This window comes from Pseudomonas sp. LJDD11, from assembly GCF_024584215.1.
Lineage (GTDB): Bacteria > Pseudomonadota > Gammaproteobacteria > Pseudomonadales > Pseudomonadaceae > Aquipseudomonas.
Genome location: NZ_JANJFL010000013.1, coordinates 154,934 through 173,339, shown reverse-complemented (window position 1 = coordinate 173,339; position 18,406 = coordinate 154,934). Strand labels below are relative to the sequence as shown.

The 18,406-nt window shown below is 60.7% G+C and carries 16 protein-coding genes; 8 read left to right on the top strand and 8 right to left on the bottom strand.

Annotated elements, in window-relative coordinates; translation table 11 throughout:
- Positions 1 to 340: 340 nt before the first annotated feature.
- Complete coding sequence (locus NRB16_RS16725; protein ID WP_045481926.1) at positions 341 to 1,111, top strand: hypothetical protein; 771 nt, start codon at positions 341 to 343, stop codon at positions 1,109 to 1,111.
- 43 nt (positions 1,112 to 1,154) lie between these two features.
- Here NRB16_RS16725 and NRB16_RS16720 read toward each other — a convergent pair whose 3' ends face one another.
- Together NRB16_RS16720 and NRB16_RS16715 are read right to left on the bottom strand one after the other, a co-directional pair.
- Positions 1,155 to 1,637, bottom strand: a complete 483-nt coding sequence (locus NRB16_RS16720) for a GAF domain-containing protein (RefSeq protein WP_045481929.1) — start codon at positions 1,635 to 1,637, stop codon at positions 1,155 to 1,157.
- Positions 1,634 to 2,524 carry an ATP-binding protein gene (locus tag NRB16_RS16715; RefSeq protein ID WP_045481932.1) on the bottom strand — a complete coding sequence of 297 codons (891 nt, stop codon included), beginning with the start codon at positions 2,522 to 2,524 and terminating at the stop codon, positions 1,634 to 1,636. The genes NRB16_RS16720 and NRB16_RS16715 overlap by 4 nt, the downstream gene beginning before the upstream one ends.
- A gap of 86 nt (positions 2,525 to 2,610) precedes the next feature.
- Between NRB16_RS16715 and NRB16_RS16710 the strand changes: the two genes are divergently transcribed.
- Positions 2,611 to 4,977: a response regulator gene (locus NRB16_RS16710; RefSeq protein ID WP_253115099.1), complete on the top strand. Its 2,367-nt coding sequence runs from the start codon at positions 2,611 to 2,613 to the stop codon at positions 4,975 to 4,977.
- Between the two features lie 3 nt (positions 4,978 to 4,980).
- On the opposite strand, the gene NRB16_RS16705 is transcribed toward NRB16_RS16710, so the two are convergent.
- On the bottom strand, positions 4,981 to 5,466 hold the full coding sequence (locus NRB16_RS16705) for a glutathione peroxidase (RefSeq protein WP_045481939.1): 486 nt from the start codon (positions 5,464 to 5,466) through the stop codon (positions 4,981 to 4,983).
- 42 nt (positions 5,467 to 5,508) lie between these two features.
- On the bottom strand, positions 5,509 to 5,904 hold the full coding sequence (gene msrB / locus NRB16_RS16700) for a peptide-methionine (R)-S-oxide reductase MsrB (protein WP_045481942.1): 396 nt from the start codon (positions 5,902 to 5,904) through the stop codon (positions 5,509 to 5,511).
- A 177-nt stretch (positions 5,905 to 6,081) separates the two neighbouring features.
- Between msrB and NRB16_RS16695 the strand changes: the two genes are divergently transcribed.
- Together NRB16_RS16695 and htpX are read left to right on the top strand one after the other, a co-directional pair.
- The gene (locus NRB16_RS16695) at positions 6,082 to 7,293 is read left to right on the top strand and encodes a pyridoxal phosphate-dependent aminotransferase (RefSeq protein WP_045481946.1); all 1,212 of its coding nucleotides are present in this window, start codon (positions 6,082 to 6,084) and stop codon (positions 7,291 to 7,293) included.
- Positions 7,294 to 7,515: 222 nt separating this feature from the next.
- Positions 7,516 to 8,403, top strand: a complete 888-nt coding sequence (gene htpX / locus NRB16_RS16690) for a protease HtpX (protein WP_045481949.1) — start codon at positions 7,516 to 7,518, stop codon at positions 8,401 to 8,403.
- A 51-nt stretch (positions 8,404 to 8,454) separates the two neighbouring features.
- On the opposite strand, the gene NRB16_RS16685 is transcribed toward htpX, so the two are convergent.
- Positions 8,455 to 9,108: a thiopurine S-methyltransferase gene (locus NRB16_RS16685; RefSeq protein ID WP_257106531.1), complete on the bottom strand. Its 654-nt coding sequence runs from the start codon at positions 9,106 to 9,108 to the stop codon at positions 8,455 to 8,457.
- Positions 9,109 to 9,210: 102 nt separating this feature from the next.
- Between NRB16_RS16685 and NRB16_RS16680 the strand changes: the two genes are divergently transcribed.
- The gene (locus NRB16_RS16680) at positions 9,211 to 9,978 is read left to right on the top strand and encodes a class III extradiol ring-cleavage dioxygenase (RefSeq protein WP_257106530.1); all 768 of its coding nucleotides are present in this window, start codon (positions 9,211 to 9,213) and stop codon (positions 9,976 to 9,978) included.
- A gap of 183 nt (positions 9,979 to 10,161) precedes the next feature.
- Here the strand turns inward: NRB16_RS16680 and NRB16_RS16675 are convergent, their stop codons facing one another.
- Positions 10,162 to 11,865, bottom strand: a complete 1,704-nt coding sequence (locus NRB16_RS16675; protein ID WP_173426679.1) for a DEAD/DEAH box helicase — start codon at positions 11,863 to 11,865, stop codon at positions 10,162 to 10,164.
- Positions 11,866 to 12,260: 395 nt separating this feature from the next.
- A complete protein-coding gene (locus NRB16_RS16670; protein ID WP_045481961.1) occupies positions 12,261 to 13,016 on the bottom strand; it encodes a spermidine synthase in 756 nt (251 codons plus the stop codon).
- 418 nt (positions 13,017 to 13,434) lie between these two features.
- Between NRB16_RS16670 and NRB16_RS16665 the strand changes: the two genes are divergently transcribed.
- On the top strand, positions 13,435 to 14,781 hold the full coding sequence (locus NRB16_RS16665) for a class II 3-deoxy-7-phosphoheptulonate synthase (protein ID WP_257106529.1): 1,347 nt from the start codon (positions 13,435 to 13,437) through the stop codon (positions 14,779 to 14,781).
- Between the two features lie 12 nt (positions 14,782 to 14,793).
- Here the strand turns inward: NRB16_RS16665 and NRB16_RS16660 are convergent, their stop codons facing one another.
- Positions 14,794 to 15,525, bottom strand: coding sequence for a sulfite exporter TauE/SafE family protein (locus tag NRB16_RS16660; protein ID WP_144403360.1), 732 nt, complete (start codon positions 15,523 to 15,525; stop codon positions 14,794 to 14,796).
- Between the two features lie 117 nt (positions 15,526 to 15,642).
- Here NRB16_RS16660 and NRB16_RS16655 point away from each other — a divergent pair, with 117 nt between their 5' ends.
- The gene (locus NRB16_RS16655; RefSeq protein WP_045481970.1) at positions 15,643 to 16,095 is read left to right on the top strand and encodes a MarR family winged helix-turn-helix transcriptional regulator; all 453 of its coding nucleotides are present in this window, start codon (positions 15,643 to 15,645) and stop codon (positions 16,093 to 16,095) included.
- Positions 16,096 to 16,275: 180 nt separating this feature from the next.
- Positions 16,276 to 18,360, top strand: coding sequence for a TonB-dependent siderophore receptor (locus tag NRB16_RS16650; RefSeq protein ID WP_257106528.1), 2,085 nt, complete (start codon positions 16,276 to 16,278; stop codon positions 18,358 to 18,360).
- Positions 18,361 to 18,406: the final 46 nt, after the last annotated feature.

The following is an 18,406-nucleotide window of genomic DNA, read 5'->3' as shown; positions in this document are numbered from 1 at the left end:
CCCTAGGGGACTCGAACCCCTGTTACCGCCGTGAAAGGGCGGTGTCCTAGGCCACTAGACGAAGGGGACACGCTACTACTTCACTGCTTACCGCGCTACGCTGTATGCTTTACGCTGTAAGTGGCGCGCATTCTATTGATGGATTGCGAGGTCGTCAACCCCCGTATGAAAATTTATTGAAATCAATTACTTCGGTATAAACCTGGGCTTTTGCCGGAGGTCGGATTGTCATGGCTGGCGATCAAGATTTGCTTGCCGCGGCAGATAAGAACATCTATGCGCAGTAGTGCTTAGCCACTACACTCGCATCATCACACCTGGACTAATAGAGGTTTGCACAGTGACACCACTCATGATCACGGTGCTCATACTGGTCGGTATCGCACTGCTTATAGCAATCGGCTACCTGAACCACGTGGCTGAGAACAAAAAGCTTGATAGTGCCCGCACCAAGGTCGAACTCAGCGACCGACTGCGGCGTTGCACTGAAATCAGCGAAACCTTTCCTGGGCAACTCATGTCGCCTGCCCTCAAGTTGCTGCTGACGCGCCTTGAACTCAATGTAGTGCAGCGCATGCTGAGCATGGAAAAGAACAATGCCCAGCTCAAGTACCGCGTAGAAGAGCTAAAAGAGCTGGTCGGCAAGGGTGAGTCGATCCCGGTCACCAACCCGGCGACGCCGATCCAGACCGAGGCCAAGGCCAAGGACGTGCGTTTTCTGCTGGAAGCCCTGCACGGCCAGGTCACCCGTGCCGCTCATGACGGGTTTCTGCACACCAGCGAAGCCAAGCACTGGATTCGCGAGATCCGTACCATCCTGGTCCTGTTGCACATCGAGTTTTTCAACACCCTGGGGCAGGAAGCAATGAACCAGGAACAACCAGGCCAGGCGCGTCTGGCGTTCGAGCGCGGCGTACAATACCTGCGCAACCAGCCAGACCCGGTGACGTATCAGGCGCAACTGGCGGCCATGGAAAAGAACCTGGCGCGCGTCAACTCCATCGTACTGACCAATACCGCACCGACCGAGAACGACGAAAACGCCCTGACCGAAGGCTTGAAGGCCGACGCAGAACAGACCGAATGGAAGAAGAAGGTTATCTACGATTGATCACTGGCCGGTGCGCAGTTGCGCTGCGCACCGGCCCGACGGTTCAACAGTCACTGGCCTGCAAAAATATCTCCGCCAGCCGCTCGATCCCCGCCTGATCCACCTCGCCAAACCGCTTGAGCTTCGGACTGTCCAGGTCCAGCACGCCAATCAATCGCCCGTCCTTGATCAACGGCACGACCAGTTCGCTATTCGAGGCGCTGTCGCAAGCGATATGACCGGGAAACGCATGCACGTCTTCGACCCGTTGGGTCTGTCGGCTTTGTGCCGCAGCACCACAGACCCCACGGCCAAAGGCGATACGCACACAGGCCACCTGGCCCTGGAATGGCCCCAGCACCAGCTCGTCATCTTTATTAAGGTAAAAACCCGCCCAGTTCAGGTCTTCGAGCTGGCTATACAAGAAGGCAGAAAACTGCGCCGCATTGGCAATGAAGTCTCGCTCCCCGGACAACAGCGCCTGCAGTTGCGCTGCCAGTAGCTCATAGCCTTGCAGGCCGCTGCCAGCATCACTCAGATCGATCATGGTTGTTGCTCCAGCAATTGCAGACCCACCCAGTAGCGGGCGAACTGATAGGCGCACCGGCCGTTACGGTTGCCACGACCGGTGGCCCAGCGGACCGCGAGAATATCCAGCGCCTCGTCGCGCTGCCACTGCAAACCGGCCTGCCCGGCCAACTGGCCGATCCAGTGCTCGACCACATTCAGATAATGCGGCTGGGTGAAAGGATAGAACGACAGCCATAGACCAAAGCGGTCTGACAACGCGATTTTGTCCTCCACCGCCTCACTGGGGTGCAGTTCGCCATCGACATGCTTCCAGTTGACGTTGTCGCTTTCCTTTTCCGGCACCAGATGGCGGCGGTTGGAGGTTGCATACAGCAGAACATTATCCGGCGCCTGCTCCAGCGAACCATCCAGCACGCTCTTGAGCACCCGGTAGTCGCCCTCCCCCGACTCGAAGGACAGGTCGTCGCAAAACAGCACGAAGCGCTGGGGCAGCTTCTGCAATTGTTCAACCACCCGCGGCAGGTCAGCCAGATGATCGCGCTCCAGTTCGATCAGCCGCAATCCGGCGTCAGCGTATTCGGCCAGCAACGCCCGCACCAGCGACGACTTGCCGGTGCCACGCGAACCCCAGAGCAATGCGTGGTTGGCCGGCAGACCATCAATGAACTGGCGGGTGTTGCGGCCCAACTGGTCACGTTGTTGATCGACCCCGATCAGGTCAGAGAGGCGCATGTCGAGACTGACCTGCAGCGGCATCAAATACCCGCTGCGGCCTTCACGCACCCAGCGCGCGGCCAGTGAGCAAGACCAGTCGAGCGGCTCGCGGACAGCCGGTAACAGGGGCTCGAGCCGCGTGAGCACGGCTTCGGCGCGTTCAAGAAAAGCATTCAGCCGGGAATCCACTCTATCTCCTTGGGTTTATCCGATTAATCCACCGCACCAATCAGCTATGCTAGCTGCGCACGTCAGAACGGAAGTGGCAGTAGGTAATGGATATAGCGTTTACCAACAGGTTGTCGTTCAAGCAGGCCCGCCTGGCCGTGGTGGTCGGGTTCGTGCTGGGGACGCTGCTGAGCCTGTTACAAATCGGTCTCGATTATGCCAGCGAAGATGCGGCTATCGATCATGAAATTCATGCCCTGCTGGAAATCAGCCACAATCCGGCGTCACGCATTGCCTACAACATCGATTCCGAGCTGGCCCAGGAACTTACACTCGGGCTGTTGCAATCATCGGCAGTGGTCAGCGCACGCCTGACCGATAACAACAATATGGTATTGGCCAGTGTCGAGCGCAATCTCAGCAATGGCCGCTACCGGTTGATCAGCGACTTCCTGTTTGGCGAAACCCGCCAGTTCGAGCGCAACCTGAGCCTCGATAACATGCCGAATGAACCTATCGGCACCCTGAGCCTGACCGTGGACACCTTTGCGTTCGGCAGCCCGTTCCTGCACCGTACTGAAATCACCCTGCTCAACAGCTTCGCCCGCAGCCTGCTCCTGGCCGCCATTCTCTGCGCCTTTTCTTACCTGGCCCTGACCAAGCCGCTGGTCGCCCTGATTCGCGATCTGACCCACCATGACCCTCGCCGCCGTGAGCAGCAGAAGCTGGTCTGCCCGCCCGGCCATGAACGCGATGAAATCGGCATCCTGGTCGAAACCGTCAACCGCCAGATCGAGACCGTCGCCAGTGAGTTCGCCCAGCGCCGCGAAGCAGAAAATCGCCTTACCACGCATTTGGACGAACTGGAAAACATCGTTGCGGCGCGCACCACAGAATTGAAGTCGAGCAACCTGCGCTTGAGCCAGTCCAACGAAGAACTGCAACAGGCACGCAGTACCGCGCTGGACATGGCCCAGGCCCGCTCGGCGTTCCTGGCGCATATGAGCCATGAAATCCGCACCCCGCTAAATGGCCTGCTGGGCATGCTGGCGCTATCGCTCGACGGCCCGCTGAGCGCCGAACAGCGCCAACAACTGATGATTGCCCACGACTCGGGCAAAGTATTGGTCGAACTGCTCAACGATATTCTGGACATGTCCAAATTCAATTCGGGTCATCTGGAATTCGAGCGCATTCCGTTCGACCTGTGCAACCTGATCGAGGACACCGCCACCCTGCTCTCGCAGAACAGCGCGCCCAGCGTTGAACTGACCTGCCTGATCGCGCCGGACTTTCCCTCACTGATCATCGGCGACCCGACCCGGGTCCGGCAAATTGTCAGTAACCTGCTGTCCAACGCCCTGAAGTTCACCCGCTTTGGCCGGGTTGACGTGCGCCTGACTCATTACCAGCAGCCGCAGAGCCTTGATTACCGGGTGCGTATCGAGGTACGTGACACCGGTATCGGTATCGCCCGGGAAGCCCAGGCGCGAATCATTCAGCCCTTTACCCAGGCCGAAGCCGCCATTACCCGCCAGTTTGGCGGCACCGGGCTGGGCCTGGCGCTGACTCACAATCTGTGTGAAGCCATGGGCGGCGAACTGAGCATCGAATCGCAGCCCGGGTTTGGCAGTCGTTTCTGCGCAGACCTGCCGCTGCCGGTGCACCTGTCTGCGATCATGCAGAACCGGCTCAGCGGTCATGTCACCGTCATCAGCATGGCCGGCAGCGGCCTGGTGGAATTACTCGGCAGCCTGCTGCCCGCCTGGGGCGTCACCCTGGAGCGCCGCAGCATCGACGAGGCCAGCACCTTGCTGGAGGCACCTCAGCAACCGGACCTGCTGGTCACCGACTGCCCGGAATGCCTGTTCGATATCCGCCGCATTACATCGATCCCGATTCTGCTGGTGACGGCCTACGGCAACTTCATGCCTGGCGAGCAGGTCACCGCGTTGGCGCCGCTGCAGCAACAGGCCCGCCCGCTGGCTCGCAACGCCTTGTACCAGACCTTGCGCCGCACCCTGCGCCAAGAGTCCAGTGACAGCGCCGAGCACACCGAAAAAAAACCCAGCCTGCCGCACAAGGCACGCATCCTGTTGGTCGAGGACAACCCGGTCAACCAGATGGTGGCCAAGGGCATGCTCAATAAGCTGGGCTGCGAAGTGATCATCAGCAGCCACGGTGGCGAGGCGCTGGAACAGCTGGAGTCCGGCAGCTTTGATCTGGTGTTGATGGACTGCAATATGCCAGTCATGGACGGCTACGAAGCCAGCCAGCAGATTCGCCGCAGCGGACGCTGGCCGGACCTGCCCATCGTCGCGCTGACCGCCAACGCGATGCCCGAAGAGCGTGAACGCTGCCGGGCAGCCGGAATGAACGATTACCTGGCCAAACCGTTTCGCCGCGCCGACCTGCTCAGTGTGCTGGATCAATGGCTGCCCGCCACTCAGGGCCTGCCGCCCATCGCCCTGTGAGGCTCAGCGCAGCAGCGCTTCGATCTCGTCGTGCAGTGCCTCGGGCTTGGTCAGCGGCGAGAAACGCTTGACCTGCTGGCCATTGCCACTGATCAGGAACTTGGTGAAATTCCATTTGATCTGCTTGCTGCCCAGCAAGCCAGGTGCGCGCTGCTTGAGCTGGACGAACAATGGATGGGCATTGTGGCCATTGACGTCGATTTTGCTGAACAGCGGGAAACTGACCCCATAGTTCAACTCGCAGAAGCCGGCGATCTCCTGATCGCTGCCCGGCTCCTGCTTGCCGAACTGATTACACGGAAAACCAAGCACCACCAGGCCGCGCTCGCGGTAGCTCTGCCAGAGTTGCTCCAGTCCCTTGTACTGCGGCGTGAAGCCACACTGACTGGCGGTATTGACCACCAGCAAGGCTTTGCCGGCATAGTCGCCCAAGGTCTTGCGCTCGCCACTGAGTGTGGTGCAGGCAATGTTCAGCAGGTCCTGGCTCATGCTTATGTCCCTTTGTATTCAATGGCAGATTGGTTGACGCCGTCAGGCGCTCGGCACCAGGTCAAGGCACACCGAGTTGATGCAATAGCGCAGCCCGGTGGGCGGCGGGCCATCCGGAAACACGTGGCCCAGATGCGCATCACATTGAGCGCAGACCACCTCGGTACGAATCATGCCGTGGCTGACATCGCGTACTTCAAGTACCGCACTGTCGTCCAGGGTCTGATAAAAGCTGGGCCAGCCGCAGCCGGAGTCGAACTTGGTCGCCGAATCGAACAGCGCCAGCCCGCAGCACACACAATGATAGATGCCCGCCGTTTTAGTGCTGTTGTATTTGCCGGTAAACGGCCGCTCGGTAGCCTTGAGCCGACACACCTGATACTGCAGCGGATCGAGCATCTCTTCCCACTCTTTGAGGGTCTTTTGCAACTTGTCCACTGATACACCTCCGGTTCGGAAAAACCCCGATCTGTGTCTTTTCCACGGGTCGGGTGGCACGTATGATTGCGCCTCATCAGTCATCAGTCTGTCACCCGCTTCAAGACCAGACAAACCCATTTTCACGGCCATTGCGCCGCACATCGTTGCCGCACGTCCATCTTCGGGATCATCAACATGCAGTTCAGCAAATCGAACAAGCTCGCCAACGTCTGCTACGACATTCGCGGGCCGGTGCTCAAGCACGCCAAGCGTCTGGAAGAGGAAGGCCATCGCATCCTCAAGCTGAACATCGGCAACCCGGCGCCATTCGGTTTCGAAGCCCCGGACGAAATTCTTCAGGACGTGATCCGCAACCTGCCGACTGCCCAGGGCTACAGTGACTCCAAGGGCCTGTTCAGCGCCCGTAAAGCGGTCATGCAGTACTACCAGCAGAAGCAGGTCGAAGGTGTCGGTATCGAAGACATCTACCTGGGCAACGGCGTGTCCGAGCTGATCGTGATGTCGATGCAGGCGCTGCTCAACAATGGCGACGAAGTGCTGATCCCGGCGCCGGACTACCCGCTATGGACCGCCGCCGTGAGCCTGGCCGGTGGCAACCCGGTGCACTATCTGTGCGACGAGCAGGCCAACTGGTGGCCGGATCTGGCCGACATCAAGGCCAAGATCACCCCAAACACCAAAGCCATGGTGATCATCAACCCTAACAACCCGACCGGTGCGGTCTACCCCAAAGAAGTGCTGTCAGGCATGCTTGAGCTGGCCCGCCAGCACAACCTGGTGGTGTTTTCCGACGAGATCTACGACAAGATCCTCTATGACGAAGCCGTGCATATCAGCACCGCCTCGCTGGCCCCGGACGTGCTGTGCCTGACCTTCAACGGCCTGTCCAAGTCGTATCGCGTGGCAGGTTTCCGCTCCGGCTGGCTGGCCATCTCCGGCCCGAAGCATGCCGCCCAGAGTTACATCGAAGGCATCGACATCCTGGCCAACATGCGCCTGTGTGCCAACGTACCGAGCCAGCATGCGATCCAGACCGCGCTGGGCGGCTACCAGAGCATCAACGACCTGGTGCTGCCACCTGGCCGGCTGCTGGAGCAGCGTAACCGTACCTGGGAGCTGCTCAACGACATCCCGGGCGTCAGCTGCGTCAAACCGATGGGTGCGCTCTACGCGTTCCCGCGCATCGACCCGAAGGTCTGCCCGATTCTCAACGATGAAAAGTTCGCGCTTGACCTGCTGCTCTCGGAAAAGCTGCTGATCGTTCAGGGCACCGCGTTCAACTGGCCATGGCCGGATCACTTCCGCGTAGTGACCCTGCCGCGGGTCGATGACCTGGAACAGGCGATCGGTCGGATCGGCAACTTCCTCAAGAATTATCGCCAGTAAATGGCTGCCGCCGATCCTGCCACCCTGGCAGGGTCGGGAATTTCCCCCGCTGACCCGATGTCCACTATCGGGTCACGCTCAGCCACTGTTCAGCCCGAAGGTTTTATTCTCAGGCAGGACGAGGCGACACAGTTTGAAATAGTCCCCCTGTTGAATAGCGACTGGCATCGCCTTATATACCCGGCATTACGCTGCAATTTATCCGAGGAGAACCTTTCGACCATGATGCGCATTCTGCTGTTCCTGGCCACCAACCTGGCGGTGGTGCTGATTGCCAGCATCACCTTGAGCCTGTTTGGCTTCAACGGGATCATGGCGGCCAACGGGGTTGATCTGAACCTCAATCAGCTCTTGCTGTTCTGCGCCGTGTTCGGTTTTGCCGGCTCGTTGTTCTCTTTGCTGATTTCCAAATGGTCAGCAAAGATGAGTACCGGCACCCAGATCATTACCCAGCCGCGCACTCGCCATGAACAATGGCTGCTGCAAACCGTCGAGCAACTGGCCCGCGAGGCCGGGATCAAGACTCCGGAAGTCGGGATTTTCCCGGCCTACGAGGCCAACGCTTTCGCCACCGGCTGGAACCGTAACGACGCGCTGGTCGCCGTCAGCCAGGGGTTGCTTGAGCGCTTTTCGCCCGACGAAGTGAAGGCCGTGCTGGCCCATGAAATCGGCCACGTGGCCAACGGTGACATGGTCACCCTGGCGCTGGTGCAGGGTGTGGTGAACACCTTCGTGATGTTCTTCGCACGGATCATCGGCAACTTCGTCGACAAAGTGATCTTCAAGAACGAGAGCGGCCAGGGCATTGCGTTCTACGTGACGACCATCTTTGCCGAGCTGGTACTGGGCTTTCTGGCCAGCGCCATCGTCATGTGGTTCTCGCGCAAACGTGAATACCGCGCCGACGAAGCCGGCGCGCAACTGGCCGGCACCCAGGCCATGATCGGCGCCCTGCAACGCCTCCAGGCCGAGCAAGGTGTGCCGGTCCAGATGCCGGCCACTCTCAGCGCCTTTGGCATCAATGGCGGCCTCAAGCACGGCCTGGCAGGCCTGTTCATGAGCCACCCGCCGCTGGAAGTACGGATCGAGGCACTGCGCCGTCGCGGCTGATGACAGGCCGCTACGCAAAGGGCGACCTTGGGGTCGCCCTTTTTTATGGGGTCAACGCTCCAGCTGATAGACCTGCTCCTGAAGCCGCGTTGCACCGGCCTTGCGCGCCTTGATGCTGTTGGGCAGCTCATCGACTTGCTCAAGCAGGGTGGCTCGCCAGCGCCATTGCGACAACAACCCGACCTCCTCGGGCGACACCGCAAAAGGCGGGCCCGGCAGTTGCTCCTGCTCGTAGTCGAGCGTGACCAGCAGCCCAGCGCAGGACGCTGGCAGCAAGCGATCCAGCAGCTCGACATAGCGCTTGCGCATCGGTACCGGCAAGGCAATCATCGCGGCGCGGTCATACAGCCCCTGCACCGGCCCGAGCAGCTCAGGGTCGAGATTGAAGATATCCCCGCACCACAACTCACAACCTGCCCCGCTGTACACCTCAAACGCACCGCGCCGGGTAATCTGCGGTTTCACCTGACGCTCGCTGAAGTAGTCCTGCACCGCTTTGGCCGACAGTTCGACGCCCACCACGTAATGGCCCTGCTCGACCAGCCAGGCCATGTCCAGGCTCTTGCCACACAGCGGCACCAGCACCCGTGCGCCGGGCGCCAGCGGCAAGCCGGGCCAATAGCGCGCCAGGTAGGGGCTGGGGGCAGCCTGATGGAAGCCAATCTGGCTGTTGGCCCAGCGCTCGTGCCAGAAGTCCGGCTCCATTGATCCTCCCGAAAATTCGATTAAAAGCCCGAAAAACTTATATTGGAACTGGATAGGTATTGTGCCTGAAGATGAAGGCTCACTCCCATCCGGTAGCCGTCCATGTTTCCCAGCCTGTTCATTTCTCACGGTTCTCCCATGCTTGCCCTGGAACCGGGTGCCAGCGGCCCGGCCCTGGCGCGCATCGCTGCGAACCTGCCGCGCCCACGGGCGATCGTGATTGTCTCGGCGCATTGGGAAAGCCCGCAACTGGAGGTCAACGTCAATCCACAGCCTGACACCTGGCACGACTTCGGTGGCTTTCCCGCCGAACTGTTCGCGGTGCAATATCCAGCCTCTGGCGCTCCTGAGGTTTCGGCCCAGGTTGCGGCGCTACTGAGCGCCGACGGCCTGCCGGTCAAGCTGAACCAAAGCCGCCCGTTTGACCATGGGGTGTGGGTGCCGCTGAGCCTGATGTATCCGCAGGCAGACATTGCGGTGGTCCAGGTGTCGCTGCCCAGCCAGCACGGCCCGCAGTTGCAGACCCGAATTGGCAAGGCGCTGGCACCGCTGCGTGACCAGGGCATTCTGCTCATCGGCTCCGGCAGCATTACCCACAACCTGCGCGAACTGGACTGGCAGGCCGATCCCGAGCGGGCCACTGATTGGGCATTGGCGTTTCGTGACTGGATGATCGACAGGCTGGGCAGCGACGACGAAGCGGCGTTGCATGATTACCGTCGCCTGGCACCCCATGCGGTGCGTAATCATCCGAGTGATGAGCATCTGTTGCCGCTGTATTTCGCCCGTGGCGCGGGAGGTGCGTTCAGCATCGCCCATCAGGGGTTTACCCTGGGGGCGCTGGGGATGGATATCTATAGGTTTGGATGAGGCGTTACACCTGAGTTTTCGCCGCCACAGACCTCTGTGGGAGCGACCTTGGTCGCGAAGGTTTTTCGGTCGGTGCAAGATTGTTTACCGCGGTTGCCTGTACCGCCAAGCCAAAAAATGCCTGGCTGTCGTGCAGGCAAAAAAAATCCCCGAACCAGTCGGGGATTTTTTTATTCGCTCAGATCAATCTTCGCGATAGCGGCGCAGTTTGAGCTGCTTACCGGCTACGCGGGTGTCCTTGAGCTTGGCCAGCAGACGCTCCAGACCTTCTTCGGGCAGTTCAACCAGGCTGAAGCTGTCACGGATCTGGATACGGCCGATGGCGTCACGCGCCAGACCACCTTCGTTAAGGATCGCACCCAGCAGGTTCTTGGCAGCGATGCCGTCACGGGCACCCAGAGCAGTACGGCAACGCGCACGGCCTTCACCCAGTGGCAGCGGTGCACGACGCTCGCGCTCTGGACGGTCACCACGCTCGGCGCGCTCACCGCGATCAGCACGTGGGGCGTTGTTTGGAACCAGCGGACGCTCACGCTCGATATCGGCCAGGGTCAGCGCCTGACCCAAGGTGGCCTTGCGCAGCAGCGCGGCAGCCAGGGCACGCGGGGTACAACCGATATCGGCAGTCAGGCGGTCCAGCAGCTCGCCATGGCTGGCTTCAGCATCAGCCACCAGCGGCGTCAGGCTGTTGGTCAGTTTCTTGATGCGGGCGCTGAGGATGGTCTGGGCGTCCGGCAGGCGGACTTCCGCAACCTTCTGGCCTGTTACACGCTCGATGACCTGGAGCATACGGCGCTCACGCGGGGTGACCAGCAGCAATGCACGGCCTTCGCGACCGGCACGGCCGGTACGGCCAATACGGTGCACGTAAGACTCAGGGTCGTACGGCATGTCGACGTTGAATACGTGAGTGATGCGCGGTACGTCCAGACCACGGGCGGCGACGTCGGTCGCGACCACGATGTCCAGACGGCCATCCTTGAGCGAGTCGATGACGCGCTCACGCTGGTTCTGGGCGATGTCACCGTTCAGTGCAGCAGCCTTGTAGCCTTTGGCTTCCAGGGCGCCAGCCAGGTCCAGAGTGGCCTGCTTGGTGCGTACGAACATGATCAGGGCGTCGAAGTCTTCGACTTCCAGCAGGCTCAGGACCGCGTTGGTCTTCTGGTCAGCGTGAACCAGCAGGTGAGCCTGCTCGATCTTGGTGACGGTCTGGGTCTTGGTCTGGATCTTGACGTGCTGCGGGTTACGCAGGTGACGCTCGGCGATCGCACGGATCGACGGCGGCAGGGTCGCCGAGAACAGTACGGTCTGACGGGTTTCCGGCATGGCATCGAAGATCACTTCGAGGTCATCCATGAAGCCCAGCTTGAGCATTTCGTCAGCTTCGTCCAGAACCAGGTGGTTCACGGTGGTCAGGACTTTCTCGTCACGACGCAGGTGGTCACACAGACGGCCCGGGGTGGCGACGATGATTTGCGCGCCGTTGCGGATAGCCTTGAGCTGCGGGCCCATCGGTGCACCGCCGTAGACAGCGACGACGTTCACGGCCGGCATCTGTTTGGCGTAGGTTTCGAACGCAGTGGCCACTTGCAGGGCCAGCTCGCGGGTGGGCGCCAGGATCAGGGCCTGGGGCTCACGCTTGCTCGGATCGATACGATTGAGGATCGGCAGGGCGAACGCGGCGGTCTTGCCGGTACCGGTCTGCGCCTGGCCAATCATGTCGTGACCGGCAAGAATGATAGGGATCGATTGTTGCTGAATGGCCGAAGGCTCTTCGTAGCCTGTAGCGATAACAGCAGCAACAATATTCGGATGAAGATCGAGAGCGGCGAAGCCGCCGTTTTCCTGGGTCATGGGTCTGCCTCTGGTGCATCCGCAAAGACCCATGCTGCAAAGCTGCGCGTGCCGTGTACGACTCAAGAGTCACCCTGGCTGCTTTGTGGCGGGGATTTGCGAAAACAATTGATGAATGGATCGTTCAGGATAGTCCGGCTTGCGAACCAGCCACCGAAGCAGGCTCCGGCTAATGCATCCCTCTGAACGACGGCCCGGTGAAAGGCCGGCGCGCACTATACCGGAATTGCCAGGTTAAGTGAGGGTTTTTTTATGAAAAATTGGCCATTTGACACACGTTTCATGCAGCGCGGCGCCGCCGTTTTCGCGGGTGATGCAGGCGCCGAGCAGCGTATATCGGTACATCCCGGCTAAATCGATTCATGTTCGCTGACAATGGCCCTGCCTGCGCCGTCTGTCTACTGCGACAATCTGCCCGCCGCCGCGTGTCATGAAGCCGGGCGAATGTCCTTGATCAGCGTCTGTAACGAGTAGCCCAAGCGTGGCGCCAGAGCCTCTGCACGGGCCATCAGGGCATCGACTTCAAGCACCTGTTCAAGGTCCGCCGGCACAATCAGAATGACATTGCCTTCCTTGACCGGCAGTTCCCAGTAATGCCGATGATAAAGCCCGCGCAACAGCGCCGCGCCCAGCGGCCTGCCGTCATCGTTCGCCCACTGGTTGATGACCAGCCAGCCGCCGGGGGTCAGACGTTTCTGGCAGTTCTCCAGAAAACTCCAGGCCAGATGCCCGGCACCCGGGCCGACATCGGTGTACAGGTCGACGAAGATCAGGTCGGCAGGCTCGGCGGTTTCCAGCAACTGCAAGGCATCGCCGACCCGGATATAGAGCCGCGGATCATCTTCAAGCCCCATGTACTCCATGGCCAGACGCGGTACTTCAGGGCGCAACTCGATGGCCTCGACGTCTTCCAGCGGCAGGAATTTCAGGCACGCCTGGGTCAGGGTGCCGGCACCGAGGCCCAGGAACAACGCGCTTTCCGGCGCCTCATGGCACAGCGCACCGATCAGCATGGCACGGGTGTAATCGTACTCCAGCCAGGCCGGGTCGGCGGTGAAGGTGCAGCTCTGTTCGATCGCATCGCCAAATTCGAGAAACCGATAATCTTCGACTTCCAGTACACGGATCATGCCGAAGTCATCGTGGACCTCGGCCAGGATTCGTTCTTCACGCTCGTCGGTCATGACCTCTCCTGGCGGCTGGCTCATGCAGTGCTGAGCGCAAAATGCGAATTGTCGACCAAATGCCGGGCCTTGTCACAACATTGATCTGCTGGCTGTCGTCGCCCGGCATTCGGTAGACCCCATCAAGCTGCCAGGGTCTGTTGCCGTTTCAGCACAGACCGCGTTGCAGCGCCAAATCGTGTCAGGCGGGCGAAGGACGCAGGAAATGGTCGCTGCCTTTTCAAGCCTTTCGAAGAGCGGAGCGCCGCCCGAGCTGGCGCGATTTGGGGCGCAAACCGTACGGCCGTGGCTGTGTTGTCACACGCATTCCAACAGAGTGAAGCCTATGCCGGCCGACAAACAGACCTCGACGCGGTTGTGATGAAACGGCAACAGCCCCTAACATGCGGCTCCCGACTTGCCCTGACATGAGCCGACAATGAACCAACCGTGGAGCCCGGACAGCTGGCGGGCCTTGCCGATCCAGCAACAACCCCTGTACCCCGATGCCGCTCATGTGCAGCGCGTCGAGCAGACCCTGGCCGGTTTTCCGCCACTGGTGTTCGCCGGTGAGGCACGCGAGTTGCGCCGCCAGTTTGCCGAAGTGACCGAGGGGCGCGCCTTCCTGCTGCAGGGCGGTGATTGCGCCGAGAGCTTCGCAGAATTCTCCGCTGCGAAGATTCGCGATACCTTCAAGGTCTTGCTGCAGATGGCAATTGTCATGACCTTTGCCTCGGGCTGCCCGGTGGTCAAGGTCGGGCGCATGGCTGGCCAGTTCGCCAAGCCGCGCTCGGCCAATGATGAAACCATCGATGGCGTGACCCTGCCGGCCTACCGCGGCGACATCGTCAACGGCATCGGCTTCGACAGCCAGAGCCGTGTGCCGGACCCGGACCGCCTGTTGCAGGCCTACCACCAGTCCACCGCCACCCTGAACCTGCTGCGCGCCTTCGCCCAGGGCGGTTTTGCCGACCTGCATCAGGTCCATCAATGGAACCTGGATTTCATCGCCAACTCGGCACTGGCTGAAAAATACAGCCAACTGGCCAACCGTATCGACGAGACCCTGGCCTTTATGCGCGCCTGCGGCCTGGACAGCGCCCCGCAACTGCGCGAAACCAGTTTTTTCACCGCACATGAAGCGCTGCTGCTCAACTATGAAGCGGCCTTCGTGCGCCGTGACAGCCTGACCCAGGACTTTTACGACTGCTCGGCACACATGCTCTGGATCGGCGACCGTACCCGACAGCTCGACGGCGCCCATGTCGAGTTCTTGCGCGGCGTGCATAACCCGATCGGGGTCAAGGTCGGGCCAAGCATGAACACCGAGGATCTGATTCGTTTGATCGATATCCTCAACCCGGACAATGACCCAGGGCGCCTGAACCTGATTGCGCGGATGGGCGCTGACAAGGTCGGTGATCACCTGCCGGGGCTGATCCGCGCCGTCGAGCGCGAAGGCCGCAAAGTGCTGTGGAGTTCCGACCCGATGCATGGCAATACCATCAAGGCCAGCAGCGGCTACAAGACCCGCGACTTTGCGCAGATCCTCAGTGAGGTGAAGCAGTTCTTCCAGGTTCATCAGGCCGAAGGCACCCATGCCGGCGGCATTCATATCGAGATGACCGGGCAGAACGTCACCGAATGCATTGGCGGTGCACGGCCGATCACCGAGGATGGCTTGTCAGACCGCTATCACACCCATTGCGACCCGCGGATGAACGCCGACCAGTCGCTGGAGCTGGCGTTCCTGATTGCCGATACGCTGAAACAGGTCAAGCGTTGAACCACCGCGCGCTCAGACCTTGAGCGCGAGGATCACCGCGCAAACCATCAGGAACACGCAGAACAGCTTGCGCAACTGCCGCTCCGGCAGCGAATGCGCAAGCTTGACGCCCCAACTGATGCTGGCCAGGCCGCCCACCGCCAGTGGCACGCCCATGTGCCAATCAACATGTTGGTGCCAGGCGTAGGTCAGCAACGTGATGCCGGTACTTGGCGCGGCCAGCGCCAGTGCCAGGCCTTGGGCCACCACCTGACTGGCACCGAACAGGCTGGTCAGAATCGGCGTCGCCACCACGCCGCCACCGACACCGAACAGCCCGCCGGTAATCCCTGAACCAACCCCCAGCAACCAGAGCCAGCGCTCGCGCTGAAGGCCAGCCCCGAGCCGGGTCGTGCTGCGGATCATCTGCATCAGATTGAAAACGATCAGTATCAGCAGAAAGCCGACAAACCCCAGGCGCATGCTCTGCGGGTCCAGGCTGACTGCCCACAGCGACATCAGCCAGGCAAAAATAAAACTGGGCACAATCAGCATCAGCGCGTGGCGCAGTTGAATCCTGTTGCGCTGGTTATAGCGCCATAGCGCCAGCAACACGTTGGGCAACACCATCAACAGCGCCGTGCCCTGAGCCAGTTGCTGATCCAGGCCGAACAACACGCCCAGCGCCGGGATCGCCACCAACCCGCCACCAATCCCGAACAAGCCACCCAGCGTGCCCATCGCCGCACCGAGCAACACAAACATCACCACATCAATCACGCCACTTCCCCGGTTCAGACTGTGCGCCGGCCTGAATTATCTGGCGCATTAAAGATCACAACACTAAATTACGCCCCTGCTTCGAATGCACCAGGAGTTTTCATGACTGACACACCTTCGACCTGCGACGCGCTGAAACTGGATAACCAGTTGTGCTTTGCGCTGTATTCCACCTCATTGATGATGACCAAGGTCTACAAACCGCTGCTCCAGGCGTTGGGCCTGACCTATCCGCAGTACTTGGCCATGCTGGTGCTCTGGGAACGTGACGGTCTGACGGTGGGAGAAATCAGCACCCGTCTACTCACCGACCCCGGTTCCCTGACCCCCTTGCTCAAGCGCCTGGAAGGCGAAGGCCTGCTCAGCCGTACCCGCAGCAAGGACGATGAGCGCGTGGTGCTGCTGCACCTGACCGAGCAGGGCCGTGCCCTGCAACTCAAGGCACAAGCCGTCCCCAATTGCATTCTCTCGGCCAGCGGCCTGGACCTGGAACGACTGGTCAAGCTGCAAGAGCAATTGCTGGACCTGCGCGACAACCTGAGCACGCATCGCTGATGCCGATTCAGCGATGTCAGGCTGGCAAGTGTCTAGGATAACCCTTTGATGCCAATTTGAAATATAAAGATACAATCGCAGCAGACGGCGACGCTGGAATGCCTTCTTGATAGTAAATGTAAAGCATTAACATTCGCATCCTAAATAATAACGCTTACACACACTCAGGATGCATCACCCATGTCTGCCCCATCACGCCTTTCGCCCTTGGCTATCGGCATCTCAGCCCTGCTTGGCGCAGGTTTTGTCAGCGCCGCCTCGACCACCCTGCCAGAACTGTCGATCAACGCCAACGCTGAACAGGAAGAAACCAGCCCACGGGTCAAAGAGGTCAGCACCGCGACACGCACCTCAACCCCGGTCCGCTATGTGCCGCAGGCCATCGACACGGTCAAGACCGCCAATGTACTGGACTATGGTGTCAAGGACCTGGGCACGGCGCTGAGCGGCCTGCCGAACATCAGCGACAGTTCCGATACCCGCTTTGACGGCCTGCGTATTCGCGGCTTCGATGCCAGCAACGACTTCTATCTGGACGGCATCCGCGACGACAGCCAGTACGTCCGCGACCTGCACAACACCGAGCGGCTGGAAGTTCTCAAAGGCCCGGCGGCGGTGCTTTACGGACGCGGCAGCCAGGGCGGTATCGTCAACCGGGTCAGCAAGGCACCGCAGGCCGGACGCCGCTCGACCCTCGAAGCCCAAGGCGGCACCAATGACCTGCGCAGCCTGTACGCCGACCTGAGCACCGACCCCAGCGAGAACATCAGCCTGCGCCTGAACCTGGGCAACATGGACAGCAACAGCTTCCGTGATGACATCTCCAGCCATCGCCAGTTATTCGCCCCGTCGATGAGCTGGCAACTGACCCCGAAGCTGAACTGGCTGGTGCAGTACGAGTACAGCCGCTTCGACCGCACCCCGGATCGTGGCATTCCGGGTATCGGTGGCCGCCCGGCGGACGTCAGCCGCGACACCACTTACGGCGACAGCCGCGACTACATCGACGACAAGGCCCAGTCGCTGCGCTCAAAGCTCAGTTATGAGCTCAACGAACGCTGGCAACTGCGCCAGACCCTGGGGATCTTCAAACTCGACAGCGATTTTGATAACACCTACCTGACCGGCTATACCGCCGCGACCAACCGGGTCACCCGCGCGCGCTTCCAGCAAGACCTGCATACCCGCAATATCTTCAACAACATCGAGCTTGAAGGCAGCTTCGACACCTTTGGCCTGGAACACCGGGTGCTGACCGGGATCGAAGTGGGCAACCAGCGCCGCGACCCCAGGCTCTACAGCGCCGCCAACGGTTCGGTGCCCTCGCTCGATCCCTATAACCCGGACCGCAACCAGCGGCACACCGGGCTGATGAGCCCGTCGAGCCACAACTACACCGAGGTCGACAGCCGCGCACTGTATGTACAGGATCAACTGCGCCTGAACGACCAATGGCAACTGCTCGGCGGTTTGCGCTACGACCGCTTCGAGGTCGACACCACCAACCGCCTGCGCGATATCAGCGAAGCCCGTGACAGCCATAGCACCAGCCCGCGTGTCGGCCTGGTCTGGACGCCACTGCCAGAACACTCGTTCTATGCCTCCTGGACCAAGACCTTCTCGCCGGTCGGCGGTGGCCTGATCGGTATCACCCCCGGAGCCACCGGCAATACCAATGATGTCAGCCCAGAGTTGACCAAGCAGAAGGAAATTGGCGTCAAGAGCGACTGGCTCAATGATCGTCTGAGCACCACCCTGGCCATTTATGAGCTGGAGCTTTACAACCGCCGCACAACCGATCCGAACGACCCGAGCCTGACAGTGCTCACCGGTATGCAGCGCTCGCGCGGCGTGGAACTGACAGCGACCGGGCAACTGGCCGGCAACTGGTACGTGCGCGGCGGCATCGGTATTCAGAACGCAACCATCGTCGAGGACAACAATGGCCTGGCGGGCAACCGGGTCAGCAACGTCGCCAAGCGCAACGGCAGTGTGTTCCTGACCTGGAAGCCGGAAAGCGGCTGGTACGCCGAAACCGGCCTGACCCTGGTCGGCCAGCGCTATGCAGATAACCAGAACACCACGGTACTGCCTGGCTACGGCCGCTGGGATGCCCTGGCCGGCTACCGGCAGAAGGACTGGGACCTGCGTGCGGCACTGAATAACCTGACCGACCAGAACTACTACAGCTCGGCCACCAGCGCCGGGCAGATCCGTCTCGGTGATCCGCGCAGCCTGGTGGTAACCGGGACCTATAGCTTCTGATCCTGATCGTTCAACGACTGTATGCACGCCGCAGGACCGGTTTGGC